This window comes from Pseudomonas sp. S49 (assembly GCF_009866785.1).
Taxonomy (GTDB): domain Bacteria; phylum Pseudomonadota; class Gammaproteobacteria; order Pseudomonadales; family Pseudomonadaceae; genus Aquipseudomonas.
The window spans coordinates 2,189,763-2,208,026 of record NZ_CP019432.1 but is presented as its reverse complement, the minus strand read 5'-3'; the positions used below and the strand labels follow the sequence as shown (position 1 = coordinate 2,208,026).

The 18,264-nt window shown below is 57.1% G+C and carries 18 protein-coding genes; 8 read left to right on the top strand and 10 right to left on the bottom strand.

The window, feature by feature from the left end; all coding sequences use genetic code 11:
• Nucleotides 1–238 precede the first annotated feature (238 nt).
• From PspS49_RS09735 to PspS49_RS09725, 3 genes are all read left to right on the top strand, one after another.
• Complete coding sequence (locus PspS49_RS09735; protein ID WP_160038981.1) at nt 239–1,039, top strand: glucose 1-dehydrogenase; 801 nt, start codon at nt 239–241, stop codon at nt 1,037–1,039.
• Nucleotides 1,032–2,858: a glycoside hydrolase family 15 protein gene (locus PspS49_RS09730; RefSeq protein ID WP_150751606.1), complete on the top strand. Its 1,827-nt coding sequence runs from the start codon at nt 1,032–1,034 to the stop codon at nt 2,856–2,858. Before PspS49_RS09735 ends, PspS49_RS09730 begins: the two co-directional genes overlap by 8 nt.
• A 311-nt stretch (nt 2,859–3,169) precedes the next feature.
• Nucleotides 3,170–3,559 carry a hypothetical protein gene (locus PspS49_RS09725; protein WP_150751607.1) on the top strand — a complete coding sequence of 130 codons (390 nt, stop codon included), beginning with the start codon at nt 3,170–3,172 and terminating at the stop codon, nt 3,557–3,559.
• A gap of 15 nt (nt 3,560–3,574) precedes the next feature.
• Here the strand turns inward: PspS49_RS09725 and PspS49_RS09720 are convergent, their stop codons facing one another.
• A complete protein-coding gene (locus PspS49_RS09720) occupies nt 3,575–4,558 on the bottom strand; it encodes a GlxA family transcriptional regulator (protein WP_160038979.1) in 984 nt (327 codons plus the stop codon).
• Nucleotides 4,559–4,647: 89 nt separating this feature from the next.
• Between PspS49_RS09720 and inhA the strand changes: the two genes are divergently transcribed.
• The 4 genes from inhA to PspS49_RS09700 all read left to right on the top strand — a co-directional run bounded on the left by inhA (nt 4,648) and on the right by PspS49_RS09700 (nt 8,829).
• Entirely contained in the window at nt 4,648–5,334 is a 687-nt protein-coding gene (gene inhA, locus PspS49_RS09715) for an isonitrile hydratase (RefSeq protein WP_150774903.1), read from the top strand.
• Between the two features lie 231 nt (nt 5,335–5,565).
• Nucleotides 5,566–6,357 (top strand): CPBP family intramembrane glutamic endopeptidase, encoded by a 792-nt coding sequence (locus tag PspS49_RS09710; RefSeq protein ID WP_160038977.1) that lies wholly within the window; start codon nt 5,566–5,568, stop codon nt 6,355–6,357.
• Nucleotides 6,358–6,459: 102 nt separating this feature from the next.
• Entirely contained in the window at nt 6,460–8,025 is a 1,566-nt protein-coding gene (locus PspS49_RS09705) for a PAS domain-containing methyl-accepting chemotaxis protein (protein WP_016983500.1), read from the top strand.
• 333 nt (nt 8,026–8,358) lie between these two features.
• On the top strand, nt 8,359–8,829 hold the full coding sequence (locus tag PspS49_RS09700; protein ID WP_160038975.1) for a hypothetical protein: 471 nt from the start codon (nt 8,359–8,361) through the stop codon (nt 8,827–8,829).
• Nucleotides 8,830–9,037: 208 nt separating this feature from the next.
• Here the strand turns inward: PspS49_RS09700 and PspS49_RS09695 are convergent, their stop codons facing one another.
• Nucleotides 9,038–9,403: a hypothetical protein gene (locus tag PspS49_RS09695; protein WP_127926523.1), complete on the bottom strand. Its 366-nt coding sequence runs from the start codon at nt 9,401–9,403 to the stop codon at nt 9,038–9,040.
• Nucleotides 9,404–10,605: 1,202 nt separating this feature from the next.
• Here PspS49_RS09695 and PspS49_RS09690 point away from each other — a divergent pair.
• Entirely contained in the window at nt 10,606–11,073 is a 468-nt protein-coding gene (locus PspS49_RS09690) for a hypothetical protein (protein ID WP_160038973.1), read from the top strand.
• A 334-nt stretch (nt 11,074–11,407) separates the two neighbouring features.
• Here PspS49_RS09690 and rffA read toward each other — a convergent pair whose 3' ends face one another.
• The 8 genes from rffA to PspS49_RS09650 form a co-directional block, all read right to left on the bottom strand.
• On the bottom strand, nt 11,408–12,553 hold the full coding sequence (gene rffA, locus PspS49_RS09685) for a dTDP-4-amino-4,6-dideoxygalactose transaminase (RefSeq protein WP_160038971.1): 1,146 nt from the start codon (nt 12,551–12,553) through the stop codon (nt 11,408–11,410).
• Nucleotides 12,550–13,416: a class I SAM-dependent methyltransferase gene (locus PspS49_RS09680; protein WP_202982101.1), complete on the bottom strand. Its 867-nt coding sequence runs from the start codon at nt 13,414–13,416 to the stop codon at nt 12,550–12,552. The genes rffA and PspS49_RS09680 overlap by 4 nt, the downstream gene beginning before the upstream one ends.
• Nucleotides 13,413–13,829 (bottom strand): GtrA family protein, encoded by a 417-nt coding sequence (locus PspS49_RS09675; RefSeq protein ID WP_150774909.1) that lies wholly within the window; start codon nt 13,827–13,829, stop codon nt 13,413–13,415. The genes PspS49_RS09680 and PspS49_RS09675 overlap by 4 nt, the downstream gene beginning before the upstream one ends.
• Nucleotides 13,830–13,836: 7 nt before the next feature.
• The gene (locus tag PspS49_RS09670; protein ID WP_150774910.1) at nt 13,837–14,517 is read right to left on the bottom strand and encodes a NeuD/PglB/VioB family sugar acetyltransferase; all 681 of its coding nucleotides are present in this window, start codon (nt 14,515–14,517) and stop codon (nt 13,837–13,839) included.
• A complete protein-coding gene (locus PspS49_RS09665; protein WP_202982100.1) occupies nt 14,505–15,485 on the bottom strand; it encodes a glycosyltransferase family 2 protein in 981 nt (326 codons plus the stop codon). The genes PspS49_RS09670 and PspS49_RS09665 overlap by 13 nt, the downstream gene beginning before the upstream one ends.
• A complete protein-coding gene (locus PspS49_RS09660; protein ID WP_160038969.1) occupies nt 15,482–16,174 on the bottom strand; it encodes a WbqC family protein in 693 nt (230 codons plus the stop codon). The genes PspS49_RS09665 and PspS49_RS09660 overlap by 4 nt, the downstream gene beginning before the upstream one ends.
• Entirely contained in the window at nt 16,171–17,343 is a 1,173-nt protein-coding gene (locus PspS49_RS09655; protein ID WP_150774912.1) for a hypothetical protein, read from the bottom strand. The genes PspS49_RS09660 and PspS49_RS09655 overlap by 4 nt, the downstream gene beginning before the upstream one ends.
• A gap of 137 nt (nt 17,344–17,480) precedes the next feature.
• Nucleotides 17,481–18,173 (bottom strand): alpha/beta family hydrolase, encoded by a 693-nt coding sequence (locus PspS49_RS09650; protein WP_160038967.1) that lies wholly within the window; start codon nt 18,171–18,173, stop codon nt 17,481–17,483.
• Between the last annotated feature and the right edge of the window lie 91 nt (nt 18,174–18,264).

Sequence of the window (18,264 nt, the reverse complement as noted above, 5' to 3'; positions counted from 1 at the left end):
CCGCCAAGTTGCCATAGGGTCGGGTGTCGGGGAAGCGGGGAATTGTTGGTGGAATGTGAAGGCCCTTTCGCGAGCAGGCACGCTCACACACTGAATCAGCGGTGTACACAAATCCCCTGTGGGAGCGAGCCTGCTCGCGAAAACGTCTACGAAATCACCACAGCCCTTTCTGCCGAATGAACTCTCAGCGTCAGCCGCCGGTCAGCTAAATAAGCCCTCACTCAAGGCGCGCCACCGCATGCACATCTCCCTCACCGGACAAGTAGCCCTGATCACCGGCGCCAGCTCCGGCATCGGCCACGCGGCCGCCAAAGCCCTGGCCGCAGCCGGCGCGGCGGTGGTCATCAACTACAACCGCCAGGCAGAACCGGCCGAAGCACTGGCCCGGCAGATCATTGCTGACGGTGGCCAAGCCATCGCCATCGGCGCCGATGTGTCGAAAGAAGACGAGGTTGAACGGCTGTTCGCTGCGGCCATCGATGCCTTCGGCTCGCTGGACATTCTGATCGCCAATTCCGGGATGCAAAAAGACGCGGCCGCCGTGGACATGACCCTGGACGACTGGAACGCGGTGATCGGCGTCAACCTCACCGGCCAGTTTCTCTGCGCCCGCGCCGCCCTGCGGATCTTCAATCGCCAGGGCATTCGCGAAGGCGTGTCCCGCGCGGCCGGCAAGATCATCCACATGAGTTCGGTGCACCAGCGCATTCCCTGGGCCGGGCACGTCAATTACGCCGCATCCAAGGGTGGCGTCGATCAGTTGATGCAGACGCTCGCGCAGGAAGTCAGCCACCAACGCATCCGCATCAACGGCATCGCCCCGGGAGCCATTCGCACGGCAATCAATCAACAAGCCACCGAAGGCGCGGCCGCTGAAAAGCTGCTGGAACTGATTCCCTATGGCCGCATCGGCGAGGTCGAAGACGTTGCCAACGCGGTGGTTTTCCTCGCCTCGGATGCCTCTGATTACATCGTTGGCACCACCCTGTTCATCGACGGCGGCATGAGCCTCTATCCGGAGTTTCGCGGCAATGGCTGAGCATCACCAGGAACGACAAAGCGCCATCGATGCCCACGGCATCATCGGCGACATGCGCAGTGCGGCGCTGATCAACGACCGAGGCAGCGTGGATTTTTTCTGCTGGCCGGAGTTCGACAGCCCGTCGATTTTCTGCTCGCTGCTGGATACTCCCGACGCGGGGATTTTCCAACTGGCCCCGGACTTGCCCGACGCGCGCCGCGAGCAGATTTACCTGCCTGACACCAACGTCCTGCAAACCCGCTGGCTGAGTGAGCGCGCCGTGGTTGAAGTCACCGATCTGTTGCCGGTAGCGGACAACGAAGACGACTTGCCGCTGCTGATGCGCCGGGTGCGCGTGGTCAGCGGTGAAGCGACCTTCTACGTGCGTTGCGCGGTGCGCCATGACTACGCTCGCGCCGACACTCGCGCGCGGATGGACCGGCAAGCGGTGATTTTCAGTGCCGATGGCCAGCCATCGATGCGCCTGACTTCGGATCAGGCATTGCACATTGAGGCCGACGCTGCACTGGCGTCGTTCACCTTGAAACAGAATCAGACTGCCGCGTTTATGCTCGGCGGTGAAGACGATCCACGTTTCGAGGAAGGCGCGGCGCAACTGTGCATGGAACGCACGTTGAAGTTCTGGCGCGACTGGCTCGGCCAATCGATTTACCGCGGGCGCTGGCGGGAAATGGTCAACCGCTCGGCACTCGCGCTCAAACTGCTGACCTCGCGCAAACACGGCGCCATTCTCGCCGCAGCCACTTTCGGTCTGCCGGAAACGCCGGGCGGCGAACGCAATTGGGACTACCGCTACACATGGATTCGCGACGCCTCGTTCACCGTGTACGCGTTCATGCGCCTGGGCTTTGTCGGCGAAGCCAACGCCTACATGGGCTGGTTGCGGGGGCGGGTCAGCGATTGCTGCGGCAAGCCGGTGAAGTTGAATATTTTGTATGCCATCGACGGCCAACAGGAATTGCCGGAAACCGAACTGGATCATCTGTCGGGACACGGCGGCGCGAAACCGGTGCGCATCGGCAATGGCGCGTATGACCAGATCCAGCTCGACATCTTTGGCGAACTGATGGACGCGGTGTATCTGGTCAACAAGTACGGTGATGCGATTTCCCACGAAGGCTGGAAGCATGTGCGCGAAGTGGTCGATCAAGTCTGTGAGACCTGGCAGACCAAAGACGTCGGCATTTGGGAAATGCGCGGTGAGCAGCACCACTTTCTGCACTCGCGGCTGATGTGTTGGGTGGCACTGGACCGGGCCATTCGGCTGGCCTCGAAACGCTCGTTGCCGGCGCCGTTCGCGCAATGGGACCAGACTCGGCAAGCAATTTACGCCGACATCTGGGACAACTTCTGGAACGAAGAACGCGGGCATTTCGTTCAGTACAAGGGCGGCACCGCACTGGATGGCTCGATGTTGCTGATGCCGTTGGTGCGTTTCGTCAGCGCTAAGGATCCGCGCTGGCTCTCGACCCTCGAAGCCATCGAAAAGACCTTGGTCCGTGATGGGATGGTTTATCGCTACCGCAACGACGACAGCAATATCGATGGCCTGGCCGGCACCGAAGGCGCGTTTGCGGCGTGCTCGTTCTGGTACGTCGAATGCTTGGCTCGGGCCGGCCAGGTGGAAAAAGCCCATCTGGAGTTTGAACAGCTGTTGCGTTACGCCAATCCGCTGGGACTATACGCCGAAGAGTTTGACAGCCATGGCCGGCATCTGGGCAACACACCGCAGGCACTGACGCATTTGGCGTTGATCAGCGCGGCGAGCTTTCTGGATCGACGTTTGAGCGGGGAAAAGAGTGAGTGGCAGCCTTGATGTCGTCCGGTTCTTCGTCAGCGTCCGTCAGATAAATCGTACTTTAAACGCCATTTGTAGGAAGCCGGACTACACACCACACACATAACCCAGCGCCGAATTTCGGCGCTGCCCCCTGCACCGGTTACCTGCGGCGACACTTTGTGTAAATCAATGCCTGCAAAAAACTCACAAACGCCACGCAGAGCCACCCTCGTAACTTGCACTTACACCCCGAAATACCTTGTTGCCAGCCGTTACATCCGCCCCTACCATCCACCGCAACGGGCACAGCGGAGCTGTCCAATAAAACCCGAATTCAAGGAACCAGAATGTCTCAGCACGTCCAGCGCACCATCGACACGCCCCTTCGCAGCGGCCTGACCCGCACCCAACTCTGGGAAGCCGCGGACAAAGGCCTGATCAAATGCTGGGAAATCGGCCGCCAGCGCGCAATCCGCTTCCCCGACCTCGCACAAAAATGCCTCGCCGACGAACTGCCGGTGCTCGGCTGGAAAGGTGGTGTGAGCCGCAGCCTGAAGAAAAACGAAAAGTACGGCTCGCTGAAGTACCTCGCTCAGTGGCAAGGCTTGCGTGGCGAGAATCTGGATATCGATTTGACTGCGGAGCGTTCGCTGACGTGTTCGCGGACGAAGATGCGGGTGACGTTTACGCCGGATCGGACGAAGTATTTCAATCAGGTGGCGGAAGCCGAGGCTTAGGGCAAGGAACCCCGCTCACGGCGTTAGCGGATCTGTTGCAGCGCTAACCGAAAACCGCTCCCGATACGCCTGCGGCGTCACCCCGATCGCGCGCAGAAAACTGCGGCGCAACGTCTCTTCACTGCCAAACCCGCAATTGGCCGCGATGCGTTTGACTGGCAGGCCAGTGTCGCTGAGCAGGCGCCGCGCCGTCTCGACGCGGATCAGTTCGATCGCTCGCGCCGGGGTCTGCCCCGTGTCGGCTCGGTAGTGGCGGACGAAACTGCGTTCGCTCATGCCCGCCTGCTCGGCGAGGGTCGGAATGCCGAGGTCGCAGGTAAGGTTCTCGGCGATCCACGCGTGCAGCTCATCAAAACGATTGCCTTTATTCTGCAACGACAAGGTGACGCTGAACTGCGATTGTCCGCCCGGGCGCTTAAGGAACACCACCAGATGCCGGGCGACGTCCAAAGCAATGTCGCTGCCCAGGTCCTCTTCAACCATCGCCAAGGCCAGATCGATGCCAGCGGTGACACCCGCCGAGGTCCACACCGGGCCGTCGTTGATGAAAATCGGATTCGCCTCAACGTGCAGATTCGGATGCTGCTGCGCCAGTTGCTCGCAGCGAGTCCAGTGGGTAACCACGCGTCGACCGTCGAGCCAGCCGCTGGCCGCCAATAGAAAAGCACCAGTACACACTGACGCCACGCGTCGACACTTGCCGCCGTGCTCGCGCACCCAACCCACCAGCAGCACATCTTCAGCCGCCGGATAAATGCCCCAACCACCGGCGATGATCAACGTATCGCTGGGCGCTTCAGGCAACGGCTCGGCCAACACCGCCAGACCCGCCGACGACATCACCGCCCCGCCACCGCTTGCGATCACGCTCGGCGCATAAGGGATCGGCAAGCCGCGCTGACGGGCGATGTCGTTGGCAGAAGCGAATACTTGCAACGGCCCGGTGACGTCGAGGATCTGCATGTTGGCAAACGCGAGTACGTGGATGGCTTTGGGCATTTGGCGTAATTCGTGGGGTAATTGGCGTATGCGCCAGAACCTACGCGCCTACAGTGAAGCCGTCCACCCTTTTTCATGGAGCAAGAACGATGACGTTGCAGATCGGTTTTCTGTTGTTTCCACAGGTTCAGCAACTTGACCTGACCGGCCCTTACGACGTGCTCGCCTCGTTGCCGGGCGTGCAGGTACATCTGATCTGGAAGGATTTGATGCCGGTCACTGCCAGCACCGGCCTGTTGTTGAAACCGACCACGACGTTCGCGGATTGCCCGTGTCTGGATGTGATCTGCATTCCCGGTGGCGGCGGTGTCGGGCCGTTGATGGAAGACGCGCAGACACTGGATTTCATCAAACGCCAGGCCCTTCAGGCGAAGTATGTGACATCGGTGTGCACCGGTTCGCTGGTCCTCGGCGCAGCGGGTTTGCTGCAAGGCAAACGCGCGACTACGCATTGGGCGTATCACGATCTGCTGCCGACGCTGGGCGCGATCGCGGTGAAGGATCGGGTGGTGCGTGACGATAATCTGTTTACCGGTGGCGGGATTACGGCGGGGATCGATTTTGCCTTGGTGCTGGCTGAAGAGTTGGTGGGGGCCGACGCGGCGCAACTGATCCAGTTGCAGTTGGAATATGCCCCGGCGCCGCCGTTCAACGCGGGCACCCCGGAGACTGCGCCGGGTGCGATTGTCGATGAAGCTCGCTTGCGTGCAGCGCCATCGCTGAAGCTGCGCACGGAAATCACCGAGCGTGCTGCGGCGAAACTCAACTTGCGCTGATCCCAAGCGCTACACAAATCCCATGTGGGAGCGAGCCTGCTCGCGAAGACGGCGGATCAGTCGACATCAATGTTGTCTGTCCGACCGCTTTCGCGAGCAGGCTCGCTCCCACATGGGATTTGTGTGTGGCGAGGGTTTGTTTGCCGTCCCCACATTCCGCCACAGCTTCACTTGTCCCCACGCCCCCACCCGTGTAGAAAGCCCTTCCACAAATTTGCACAGGGACTTTCGATGAAGGCTTTGCCATGGCTCTATCTGGCGCTTCTCAGCCTCGGTTACGGATGGGCGCTAAGCTACGGCCACCTCGGCTGGCTGGCTTTGATTTCCGTTGGATTGCTGGTGTTCGCAGGCTTTGCCGTGCGCCAGCAACAGGTGCCGGTCGCGCGGTTTCTCGGTCATGGCCTGTTCATCGTGCTGGCCTTGGCGCTGGCCCTGCACTGGCTGCCGGGCTTCGCCAACGGTCGCGCCATTGATCCGCAACGCTTCACCGATGACGCCGTGCCGTTCGCGATGTACCTGAATCTTGATAAACCGCTGGTTGGCTTCTGGCTGTTGCTGGTTTGCCCATGGATTGTCGGGCGACGTTCGTTGCGCCTGAGCGTGTACGCCACCGCCCTCGCCCTGACCTTGAGCGCGATTCTCGCCCTCGGCGGCGCGCTATTGCTGGGTGTGATCAGTTGGGCACCGAAGTGGCCCGATCAAGCGTGGCTGTGGGTGCTCAATAATCTGCTGCTGGTGACCTTGGTCGAAGAAGCGCTGTTTCGCGGCTATATACAGGGCGGCCTCAGCCAGCGCCTCAAACACCTGCCTTACGGTGAAAACCTCGCCCTGCTGCTGGCCTCGCTGCTGTTTGGTCTGGTGCACGCCGGCGCGGGATGGACCTGGGTGTTGCTGGCAGGCCTGGCGGGGGTCGGCTATGGTCTGGCCTACCGTTTTGGCGGGCTCGGCGCGGCGATCGCCACGCATTTCGGCCTGAACTTGCTGCATTTCGGCCTGTTCACCTATCCGATGCTCGCCGGCTGAAGCAAGCGCCGTTTTGCGACGCTGTGCTGATTATTGAAAAAAAATTTCAATAAAAAGCTGTCACCGCCGACAACCTTTCAAAGCCTTGCGGATTGAAAAACCATGCGTAATAACCAGCCCATTACACAACGCGAACGGACTTTCCCGGCTCAGCAGCGGTTGATTTCCACAACCGACGCCAAGGGCGTGATCACCTACTGCAACGACGCTTTCGTCGAAATCAGCGGGTTTTCGCGTGAGGAACTGATCCGTGCGCCGCACAACCTGGTCCGTCACCCCGACGTCCCGGCGGCGGTGTTTTCGCACATGTGGGGCACACTGAAACAAGGCTTGCCATGGATGGGCATTGTCAAGAATCGCTGCAAGACCGGTGACCACTACTGGGTTAACGCCTACGTGACTCCGGTGTTCGACGGCAATCAGGTGGTCGGTTACGAGTCGGTGCGGGTCAAACCCACCGCCGAACAGATCCGCCGTGCCGAAGCGCTCTACCAACGCATCAACCAGGGCAAGTCGGCGATCCCCTCCACCGATAAATGGCTACCGGTGCTGCAAGACTGGCTGCCGTTCATTCTGGTCAGCCAGTTGAGTTTCATGATCGGCGCCACCCTGAACTCGCAGTGGGGCTTCGCCCTCGCCGCCGGTCTGTCGGTGCCACTGGGCCTGATGGGCCTGCAATGGCAGCAACGCGGGCTCAAGCGCCTGCTGCGCCTGGCCGAGCAGACCACCTCCGACCCACTGATCGCGCAGATGTACACCGACAGTCGTGGCGCCCAGGCGCGTCTGGAAATGTCGATCCTCAGCCAGGAAGCACGCCTGAAAACCTGCCTGACCCGTCTGCAGGACACCGCCGAACACCTGACCGATCAGGCCAAGCAGTCCGACGCGCTGGCGCACAACAGCTCCACCGGTCTGGAACGTCAGCGCGTGGAAACCGAACAGGTCGCCACCGCTGTCAACCAGATGGCCGCGACCACTCAGGAGGTGGCGAGCCACGTACAGCGCACTGCTGACGCCACTCAGGAAGCCAATCGCCTGACCGGTCGCGGTCGTGACATCGCCGGCGAAACCCGCGAAGCCATTCAGCGCTTGTCCGTAGTGGTCGGTGAAACCGGTCTGACCGTGACCCAACTGGCCAAGGACAGCGACGAAATCGGCGGCGTGGTTGATGTGATCAAAGGCATCGCCGACCAGACCAACCTGCTCGCCCTCAACGCGGCGATCGAAGCCGCACGGGCCGGTGAGATGGGTCGTGGGTTTGCCGTGGTGGCTGACGAAGTGCGTCAACTGGCGCAACGCACCAGCGAATCGACCGGGCAGATTCACGCCTTGATCGCCAAGTTGCAGCAGACGGCTTCGAGCGCCGTGCAGACCATGGAAGCCGGGCATCGTCAGGCTGAAGAAGGTGTAGCGCGGGTGCTGGAAGCGGATCAGGCGTTGGTCGGGATCAGTGAAGCGGTGGCCAACATCACCGACATGACCACGCAGATTGCTGCCGCGACCGAAGAGCAAAGTGCGGTGGCTGAAGAGATCAGCCGCAACATCAGCAACATTTCGGAGTTGGCGGATCAGACGTCGGAACAGGCGCACAACTCGGCGTTGCTGAGTGAAGAGCTGACGAAGACGGCGAATACGCAGTATTCGTTGGTGGAGCGGTTTAACCGCTGATTGAACTGGCGTTAACAAAAAACCCGGAGGGCGAGAGCTTCCGGGTTTTTTGTTGGGTCAGTGAAATTACCCAATCCGGGGTACGCTTTGAGTCGAGCTACGCATGAAGAGCTCAGTCATACATTTCGCCACAACCGCCGACCCTGGAAATCTAAAGTCCACGGTGCGCTTCTCTAAAAAACCTTGTGTTGAACATTCCAAAACAAACCCACAAAACATTGCAACTGTCTACTGTCAGGTCTGACAGTAGACAGTCAACTTTCATGGGTTTATCTATAAATCCTCGGACAGACAACTCGCAATTGTTCTCACGATATGACCAAGGAGTTAAAGATGACTGCACAACACATTTACTTACCGAAAACAAACTTCACTCAGAAACAGGGAAATATCCTCACTTGGCAATTCGGCACCAATCCCGTAACGACGTCCACAATAACTTTTTTTGATCTACACCATTTTATCCCGACAGGCGAAAAGAGCTGGTCAATCTCAGGATCGACAGGAACGCTGGAGGACGAAAATATCTTTCTCTACCTTTTCTCGATCCCCTATTCCAATGACGCCCCGTTCAATAAAACCTATACATTAAAAGATGGACTGATATTCCAGCACGGCCACTCATCGCCTGCACCATCTGGATTTTATGGATTTACCTACGTTGATGCTGATGAGGCTACAGTCAAGATCGACATCCATCCCACCAAGGGGATTGCTACAGGTACATTTGAAGCAAAGTTTAAAAGTCATGGTTATCGTACGCAGCCTAAAGGAACTTTCAACTTGTTAAGAGATGATTTGTGATCTTCTTCGAACAACGCTTCGACCCGCTCTGGCATAAAAAATTTTTTCAGTGACAGGCAATCGATATAGCACACCTTATAGCCGTGTAACGCTTTCGCGAGGAGGCTCACTCCTACATTAGATATGCGGTGGCCACAGGTCATGTGCCCGACAACAATCTCCTGTAGGAGTGAGCCTGCTCGCGAAGGGGCCATAACAGCCGGCGAAATTATTGAGGCAGCTTCAGCTTATCCAGCAGTCGATTGACCAACAGCTCGTTGAGCATGATCACCTGTTGCAGCGCCAGCAGCGGTTTGCGCTCCGGGCCGCCGATTGAGTTGGCGATATTACCGGCCATGGCATGGGCGTATGAAAGCGACTCGCTCGCCTCGACCAGGAGGGTTTCGTCATCCAGCGTGGGGTCGACGAGAAAGACGGGGCGAAACTTGGGCGAGCTTGGTGGGGCTCCCAGTGCTTCGGGTCTGAGGTAGTAGTCGAGGGCGCGATCCGTCGCTTCTTTTGTCTTTTGAGACTCAAGCACTGGGTCGTGAGGGGTTGGGTCGATGCCCGGAGGGTTTGGCGTGGCTTTGAACATAAATATCTAATTCCTGATCAAGGGCCGCGACCGCTCTCTACTAAAAGAAGGGTGGCGGCTGTGCGCAGGTTAGTAGACCGGAGGAATTAGCAAGACCGGCGCGCTCGAAAGCGCCCTGAGCACAGCCACCATTGAGTACAGGCAAATGCGCCTGACTTAATGGGACCTATGCACTTACTAAAACCATACGGGCTACTAAACCCGACCACTGATGGGCAGTGGCAGGGAAACGATATAGCCCGCGCCATGGTCGTGTAAGCCGGCGGATTCTGGCGTACGCGTAGGTAACGGCGCAAGGTGTTGTAGGCCCCGTAGCGTAACGGGCTGTGTAATTTAAACGTGCTCACAAAATCATGTTTACGCACGGGAAATGCCGGACAGTGAGCGCTTCCAGTTTTTTATCGTGTCAGCGAAATAGCCCCTCACCCTAACCCTCTCCCAGAGGGAGAGGGGACTGAACGCGTGGAATGGAAGAGATACGCCGACATGCGATACCGAGTTGAACTCAGATTCTGAAAAGCTCAAAAATCGGCTCCCTCTCCCTCCGGGAGAGGGCTGGGGTGAGGGGAAAATCCACCACAACACTAAAGCCGAACATCCGCCCTTCACCGCTCAATAGGCCGAGTGTCAACTCGCCTGCTTTTGATCTTGATCCACGGGCGACGTCGGAAGGCTGAGTGGAGGGATTGATCCGGGCGTGGGAGCGCAGCGACCGTTTGGCGCAGCCAAACACAGCGAGAGGAGGTGCAGCGAAGCAAACCGAGGGCGATGCCTCGGATGGATACCGGAGCGAAGGGGCTGCACGTAGGAGCAAGCGTTTTTTTGCTTACTTTTCAGGCGTTTCGTTTGTAAAAAAGTGAGTCGCCATTAGGGCGAAAAAATAAGTGGCAGTCTGCATTCTTGATCATCCTCTTCATTGAAAAAATCGATCGCACAAGCTTCCACATTTCAATTGTTGAATTGTATATCGTCAGCGTTGGTCCTCTTCGCAATTTAACCACTCAGCCACTCAATTATTAATCACCCAGCCTGACAAGCGTTAATCCAGTTTATCCGTGTTTAATTCAACACCCCGGTAGAAAAATCACAAAAAATCCTACCTGTATAGCTGTCAACAATGACAGTTGACATCTCCCCCAATGACTCAAACACTTCAAAAGCCTGTTAAATCCCCCATTACCAAAAAATTCCGAGGAAAGACGATGAACATGCAAAGATTCTATATTCCAGGTTCCCGCACCACACTCAAACCGGACAACAAGTTTAAATGGCGCTCGAATGGCGATGAATCAGTCGCTGACGGCACAGTATTTGAATACTATTACAATGAAAACTTTGACAAAAAAACCTGGGAATTCTATGGCTGGCTCGGCAGTACCGACGACGGCACCTATATCGGACTCGTTTTTTCAGTGCCCTATATCAGCGACGAGCCTTTCAGTAAAGTCTATACACTCTCGGATGAACTTGTAGCTTCATACATATATAGCCGCAGACTTCCAAACGGTACGGAGTTTATCGTTGTTCGTCCCGAAGGCGCGCAACTGGACATCAGGAACCTGGATCCGCTCGCAGGAACAGTCGACGCAAGCTTTAGAGCGCTTTATCATAATTCCGGAAAACTGCTAGAAGTGCAGGGAAACTTCCACCTGCATAGAGACGACCTATAGAGTTGCCGCAGCAACGGATATCCATCACGTCGGATCGCCCCCAAGGGGCGACGGGGAAAGGGAGCCGATCTCTGTACATCTCAGAATTTGAGTCCGACTCGGTATCTCAAGTCGGCGTACCCCGCACATTCAGTTCGAGCCGTCACCATCGCTACCAAACGAGTGGGTGGCGGCCGTACGCGGGTTGGTAGACCGGCAGCAACAGGAACCCGGCGCTCACGAGTGAGTCCCAGGCCACAATCGCGAGGGGATCACTTCTACAGAAGAGCAAGAGCGGTGCTCGCGGGTTTTCAGCCATCAGCACCATTTGACCTGCCCTCTCGTTTACATCGGATTATCGTTTCGCAAGGTCGATGGAGCGCAACAGCACTTCAATTACTTCGTTCTGCTCATTATGTGTCAAGCCCACCCATAACGGCAGTCGGATCAGTCGCGCTGGTAGCGTTTCGGTAACATGCAGCGCGCCATGTGCACGCCCCAGAACGCGTCCGGCCGGCGCCGTGTGCAGCGGCACATAGTGAAATACTGCGCCAATACCACAACTCTTCATGCGTTGGAGCACTGCGTCACGATCCACATCCGCCGCGAGCAGAACGTAGTACATATGTCCATTATGCGTGCACGTGCCGGGCACGATCGGGCGGCGCAGAACGCCGGCGGCATCTGCAGCCTCCAGGCAATCATGATAATAGCGCCACGACGAGAGGCGCTCTTCCCGGATGCGTTCAGAATGCTCCAGTTGCGCCCACAAAAAAGCCGCTGTCAGTTCGCCCGGCAGAAATGACGAGCCGACCTCCTGCCATGTGTACTTGTCCACCTCGCCGCGAAAAAAACGACTCCGGTCCGTACCTTTCTCTCGGATGATCTCGGCGCGCAGTACGCACTCTGGATTGTTGACCAGAAGAGCACCGCCCTCGCCGGAAATCACATTTTTGGTTTCGTGAAAGCTGTACGTACCAAAATCTCCGATACTGCCCAACTCCCTCCCCCGATATGTAGATGTTACGCCTTGCGCCGCGTCCTCAATAACAAGGATGTTGTGACGCCGAGCGATCGCGAGGATGGAGTCCATTTCGCAACTGATACCCGCGTAGTGCACCGGCACAATTGCGCGCGTGCGCGGCGTGATCGCGGCTTCAATGAGACGCTCGTCGAGATTCAGAGTATCCGCGCGAACATCGACAAATACAGGCACACCGCCACGCAATACAAACGCATTTGCGGTCGATACAAATGTATAGGACGGCATGATGATTTCGTCGCCGGGCCTGATTCCTGCGAGTATGGCGCTCATTTCCAGCGCCGCTGTGCATGAATGCGTAAGCAGAGCTCGCGCAGCACCAGTGCGTGCCTCAAGCCATGCATGGCAGCGCTTTGTATACGCACCATCGCCAGCAAATTGCAGATTCGCGTGCGCGTCGGAGATGTAGGCCAGCTCCTGCCCTGTCATATACGGCTTATTGAACGGGATGTGGATCATATCTTCCTTGCAATGAGAAAACGCGAGCCGCCCAACGGGAAATCGACGCCCGCGCGGATCATCCGCGCTTCAGTCACCATTGCCGCGCCAAGCAGACGATTCAACCACGGCGCAACACTGAGTTCAGTTCCGCCTGCTTCAGCATCGGCGCCGCGACGACTGAATCTCGACAGCATCATCAGAGGCAACAGCATTGCGACGAAAGACGTGCTACGGACGATCGAAAACCCCGCAGCACGTACCTTCGCGTGCAGATCAGCAGCAGCGTATCGGCGCACATGACATGCGTACTCGTCGGTGGAACTCCACAGCCACTGATGTTGAGGCACAGTCAGCAGTAGATGACCGCCCGGCCTTAACGACGCATGCGCCTGGCTCAGCACCGTTTCATCCTCCACGATGTGCTCGAGCACATCGAACATTCCAATCGCGCCAAACTCGCCAGAAAACGGAATGTCGCGCGCGTCCATTTGCATGAAAACAGCGCCGGGCAGACGGTTTGCAGCGAACGAAAGCCCTGCCGAAAAAATCTCGCTACCTGCGACGCGTGCTTGCGGAAAAGCCGCGGCAAGGGCGGATAGCACATAGCCGGTGCCACAGCCCACCTCAAGAAACGAGTCGAAGTCGCGCGCATAGCGGTTTAGCGCCCAAATGATCAACCGATTACGAGCTTCGAACCAGAAATTGCCAGCTTCGACCGCTGCGAGCTCGGCGAAGTGGCTTGCCTTAAAGCCGGAGCTTTCTGCACTCAGTGCTGGCGCATATGTCGGTAGCCCGTTTTCCAGCTCCGGCTGCCAGCGGCAAGCCGGGCAGGCCATATCGCTGACCGGGTACAACGTGTCGCAACTGAGGCACCGCTTCACGGGTTGCTCCTGACGATCGGATCGGGACGAGGAAACACTAGAAATTTGAATGTGACGAACAAGAAAACCGCTACCACCAGTATCGCCACCGCTTGCACAACACGATATGGAAAGTGCAGGTGGTCGGCGAAGTACGCAAGAATCACGTAGTTCAGCAGATACCCGCACACATGGGCAGCTAGGTACTTGAACGCTGGCCCGGCAATACCGCCGCGGTAGCCGAATGTCCAGTTGCGGTTGCTCCAGAACCCAGCGACCGCTCCCGCAATATAAAGTACCGTCATGGCCGTCTTCGGCTCCATGCCGAGCCAAGTGATTAACAGAAACAGGAGATAGCCGCCTAAATTTACGGCCCCACCAACAAGGCCATAACGAAGCAGTTGGGCGAGCGATGCGCACGATTGCGGTGTCATTGCCTACTCACACTGGATCGCTGACGGTTACGGCCGTTGCCGGATCAAGCGTGCGTAGCCGTCTTGCCGGGACCCCAACATAGACGCAGAGATCTTCCGTGTCACGATTGACCATCGACTGGGCCCCAATCAGGGTATCGTCTCCGATGCGCCTGCCTTGCATCACCACGGCCGAGAAGCCGATGAAATTGCGAGCACCGATCGTGACATTCCCGCCGAGTGTCGCATTCGCGGCGATGAAATTGTGATCGCCGATATTGCTGTCGTGGCACAGGGTTGCGTTCGACCAGACCACGTTATTCGAGCCGAGCTTTACACCTGTCTCGATGACAGCGCCAGGCATGACAATCACGTTATCCCCGATGACCGCATCGGTCGCGATCCACGCGGCCGGATGCATTAAATTGGCAAGGGGATAGCCGCATTGTTTAATCGCGCGATACACGCTTGCCCTTCCCGGCATGCTCCGATAGCCAACCGCGACGAACAGCATCACGTCAGTGGGTGTGAAGCGATTGCGCACAGTTTGCCAGCCGAGCAACGGTATGCCGTCGAGCTCTGAGATTCCCTCGGGCAGATACGATTCGTCGACGGTAAACGCGTGAACCTGTATGCCGAGATCGTTTGTAGCGTAGCGGCAAACGAGTTGTGCAAACGGACCGGCACCAAAAATGATCAACCCTGCCATTCGCGCTCCTTGTGTGATTCGTCGGATGGCGCGTGAACGCGGTCGCCATGATAGATGGCTCTAACCAGCGAAGCCGGTCGTTTTTTCACTTCGAGAAAGATCTTGGAAATGTAGATTCCGACCACACCGATCGAAAAAATAATGACGCCGCCAATCAGGAACAGCGCTGCCATCAGCGACGTCCAGCCGAGAAATACATGGCCCCAGAACAGCTTTCGCGCGAGGAGGTAGAGAATCACTGTCGCAGCGATGCCTGACGAAAGAAGGCCCAGATAGAAGATCCCGGTAAGCGGCTTGCTGCTGAACGAGGTGATCGCGTCGACTGCCATTGATACTTTCTTGCGAAAGGTATACGACGAGTTGCCATCGAATGTTTTTGTCGCAACGATGCGCTTCTGCCTGAACCCCGCATCTTTCCAGACTGCGGGCAGAAACAGCTCCGTTTCACCATACTGCAGCAGTCCGCTCACGTAGCTACGTTTCATGAGGCGCGAGACGATATCGCGATCTGACACCTTCACCGGCGAGAGCGCATTGAACACTTTGTAAAAGAGGTCGCTGGTGAGCGCTTTCGCGAAAGGAAGCGTCTTCTTTTCGAGTTGCCCTACCACTACGTCGGCTTCCGGATCCTCGTCCATAACGCGCCAGAAGTGACCAAGATTTTCCGGTTCTTCCTCGAGATCGACGTCTATCACGAAAACACGCTCGCCGCCTGCATAGCGCATGCCGGCCATCAGCGCGCGATGCTGACCGACGTTGCGCGCAAGGTCGATCACCTTGACGCGCGGATCAATCGCGCACAACCGACGCGCCACGTCTAACGAATCGTCGGGAGACGCATCGTTGACAAACACAATCTCAAAAGACGATGTGAGTTTTTGCGCATCAACCACTATGCGCCGATAAAACTCGTCGAGGTAGCGTGTCGACCGGTACAGGCTGGTGACTACGGAAAGCTTTAGCATCATCTGGCCCTCATGAAGGCCGAATGCTCGGGGCCTACGTTGAAAAGCAGATCGAGTATGCTCACGCCATGAGCGAACGGAGGAAAGAGCTGCGGGTATTCGGGATAGCCATCATATTGCATCCATTCGACGCGCGCACCTGCATCGATAAAGAGAGTTTCGTCGAGGTATTCACGAGCGGCCGGTCCCGACAGATAAACATCTGCATCCGCCTGTCGGCAGATACCCACCAGCCGCTCTACCCGATCACCTTCGAGCTCATAGTGTTTTGATGACGTGATGGGTGTGGTGATGCCTAAAATTGCGCAGACCTTACGAATGAAAAACACATTAATGTCCGGCAGTAGTTCATACGCACTGGCCTCGCCATACCACGCTTCAACCATCGCAGCATATTTTTCGAAGTTGTGCGCACGTGCATAATTGTTAGCGATCGTTCTCCAGTGCCGTGCTGCCCAGCGCGAATCGGCTACTCGCGTCTCGCTGATCTTCTGTCCCAGTCGATCCTGCCGGACCGGAATAGTAAGCCATTGCACGCCGGTTTGAGTTTTGATGCGATTACGATTGCGCCAGTCATTCTTTGTGTACTGCACCTCGTCGTACAGGATGAACTCGTCAACTGCGCGGATCAAATCGAAGTAACCTTTCCATGGGACATAGTTCGACTGAAGAATGGCAACTTTCTTGGTCATTTTGGATCCGCCGACGCAGGCACGGCTAGCGCTCGTCGACACTGCCATCGCGCGAGCGCAAGACGAGCGAGCGCGATAAAGTAGATCACGAACACAACACGCAGGAAGTAAAAGTAACGGTTTTCGACGTGGGCAATTGCCATGTTCAGTGATACCGAGCAGAACGCAGTGATCACCAGCAGCGCGAGCCACGGCTGGCCAGACGCGATCGACGCAAAGGACAGGAGCGCAACTAGCAAAAATGCGACCACGGTGCCGGTAACTTCGGCGGCGGTATAGTTGATTATCGGCAACAATGCGTCGGCCGGTGGCCGCCCTGCGTACACCGCCCAGTAGAACTTGGACAGGCCGTTCCAGAACTTGGTGGCGAAATACTGAAACTCCGGAACCTGTGTAACCAACTTCGAAAAATACACAAACGGTGTCGGCTCCATATACACAGCCAGTTCTACATAGGGTTGACGATTGGCGGAATCGAATACGGCCATCGCCCGCGGATCATATAGCCACGGCATTCCCGAATGCAGATAAACCCACAAAATCTGTACGAATCCCAGCGATGCACCGCAGCAGAAAAAGATGAGTGGTGGAAGTGCGGATTTTATATCGCGCCTGCCAACCAGAGCGAGCCACAGTGGCACAATCAACACCGCGCTTACCGCGAAATTCTGCTTCATCAATATCGAAGCGCCTATCAATATCCCGGCCAGGAATGCCTTGCCTTTCGATGGGTTAAGTCCGTCAGCACTTAACAAACAGAATGACAGCAGAAATAGCGTGAGACTTTGAAGATCGGACAGACGCACTGATATGTAGCCGATTGAGAACAGTGTGATCAGAATGACCAGCAAGGCATCGCCGAAGAGTGGCCGCCCCTGTACACGGGACCGCAAAGTGTCGGCCTCGACGCCCGAGAATCGTCGCAGAAGCGTAAGGCCCGCATAGACCAACAGCATGAGGAACAGGAGGTTCTGGAACAGCGTGATATAGCTCACCAGAATCGGATCATCCGTGAACAGCAACGGAAGGGCGTAATAAAGCACAATGCCGATGGGGCGATAGTCGTGATAACAGGTAGCGCCCGGGGAATCGCTGCCCAAGAGGAAATGCGCGCACGCAGTAGCTACTTCCAAATACTGGGGCGCATCGCCAATCGAAGGAAAATCCATGCTCTGCTCAAATGCTGGTCGAATCCGCGAGGCTAGTCTAAAGCGTTGAAATGTACAACAAATGTCATAGGCATTGCGGGGTAGACACTGGCGCCCCGCGCGCCTTGTCGGGCGCGGGGACCAATCTTCATGCGGGGTCAGAACTTCGCTAAATCCTTGAAAAACTCGGCTACTTTCTGCGCAGCGCTGGCCAAATGCTGTTCATGGGTAAACCCGGAAACCTTCAGTGGCTTCAGGTCATGATCCCCTGCCGCTAACCACGTCACCTCAATACTCGGTGACAAGGTGTAAGCCTCAACCGCCTCCCGATTGCCCAGCGCATCCCGCTCGCCTTGCACAATCAACGCCCGAGTCTGCAAAGAAGCCAAATGCTCAACCCTGGGCTTCTCCGGCTTACCCACCGCGTAAAACGGATACCCAAAACATACCAACGCATCAACCCTCAACTCATCCGCCACCAAGCTCGCCATTCGCCCGCCCATCGACTTCCCGCCAACGGCCAAAACCCCAGTGACATGACGTCGCACTTCAGCAAACACCTCACGCCAACATTCCTGCAATTTCACCGCAGGATTCGGCGGCCGCTTCACCCCATCAACGCGCCGCTGCGCCATATAAGGAAACTCAAACCGCAACACATTCACCCCAAGCCCGGCAAGGCGCCCAGCCATGTCGTTCATCCAATCGCTATCCATCGGCGCGCCGGCACCGTGAGCAAGGATCAACGTCGCTGAAGCTTCACCACTGGCGGCATCCCAAAGCCATCCATGATCGAGCACGCACTGCGCCCATTGATCCCCGTCAATACTGGCCTTGTGCTGTTTGTCCATGCTTGCCTCGCTTTTAGTCTGCCTATAACTCCAGACGAAGGATTCGCCGCGTGTCTTGCGCGCGCTCACTTCGGCTGAACCGTGGATGGGG

What these genes read in the sequence shown, in the direction of transcription:
- PspS49_RS09735 (WP_160038981.1), top strand. Translation starts at nt 239, where the DNA reads ATGCACATCTCCCTCACCGGACAAGTAGCCCTGATCACCGGCGCCAGC.
- PspS49_RS09730 (WP_150751606.1), top strand. Translation starts at nt 1,032, where the DNA reads ATGGCTGAGCATCACCAGGAACGACAAAGCGCCATCGATGCCCACGGC.
- PspS49_RS09725 (WP_150751607.1), top strand. Translation starts at nt 3,170, where the DNA reads ATGTCTCAGCACGTCCAGCGCACCATCGACACGCCCCTTCGCAGCGGC.
- PspS49_RS09720 (WP_160038979.1), bottom strand. Translation starts at nt 4,558, where the DNA reads ATGCCCAAAGCCATCCACGTACTCGCGTTTGCCAACATGCAGATCCTC.
- inhA (WP_150774903.1), top strand. Translation starts at nt 4,648, where the DNA reads ATGACGTTGCAGATCGGTTTTCTGTTGTTTCCACAGGTTCAGCAACTT.
- PspS49_RS09710 (WP_160038977.1), top strand. Translation starts at nt 5,566, where the DNA reads ATGAAGGCTTTGCCATGGCTCTATCTGGCGCTTCTCAGCCTCGGTTAC.
- PspS49_RS09705 (WP_016983500.1), top strand. Translation starts at nt 6,460, where the DNA reads ATGCGTAATAACCAGCCCATTACACAACGCGAACGGACTTTCCCGGCT.
- PspS49_RS09700 (WP_160038975.1), top strand. Translation starts at nt 8,359, where the DNA reads ATGACTGCACAACACATTTACTTACCGAAAACAAACTTCACTCAGAAA.
- PspS49_RS09695 (WP_127926523.1), bottom strand. Translation starts at nt 9,403, where the DNA reads ATGTTCAAAGCCACGCCAAACCCTCCGGGCATCGACCCAACCCCTCAC.
- PspS49_RS09690 (WP_160038973.1), top strand. Translation starts at nt 10,606, where the DNA reads ATGAACATGCAAAGATTCTATATTCCAGGTTCCCGCACCACACTCAAA.
- rffA (WP_160038971.1), bottom strand. Translation starts at nt 12,553, where the DNA reads ATGATCCACATCCCGTTCAATAAGCCGTATATGACAGGGCAGGAGCTG.
- PspS49_RS09675 (WP_150774909.1), bottom strand. Translation starts at nt 13,829, where the DNA reads ATGACACCGCAATCGTGCGCATCGCTCGCCCAACTGCTTCGTTATGGC.
- PspS49_RS09670 (WP_150774910.1), bottom strand. Translation starts at nt 14,517, where the DNA reads ATGGCAGGGTTGATCATTTTTGGTGCCGGTCCGTTTGCACAACTCGTT.
- PspS49_RS09665 (WP_202982100.1), bottom strand. Translation starts at nt 15,485, where the DNA reads ATGATGCTAAAGCTTTCCGTAGTCACCAGCCTGTACCGGTCGACACGC.
- PspS49_RS09660 (WP_160038969.1), bottom strand. Translation starts at nt 16,174, where the DNA reads ATGACCAAGAAAGTTGCCATTCTTCAGTCGAACTATGTCCCATGGAAA.
- PspS49_RS09655 (WP_150774912.1), bottom strand. Translation starts at nt 17,343, where the DNA reads ATGGATTTTCCTTCGATTGGCGATGCGCCCCAGTATTTGGAAGTAGCT.
- PspS49_RS09650 (WP_160038967.1), bottom strand. Translation starts at nt 18,173, where the DNA reads ATGGACAAACAGCACAAGGCCAGTATTGACGGGGATCAATGGGCGCAG.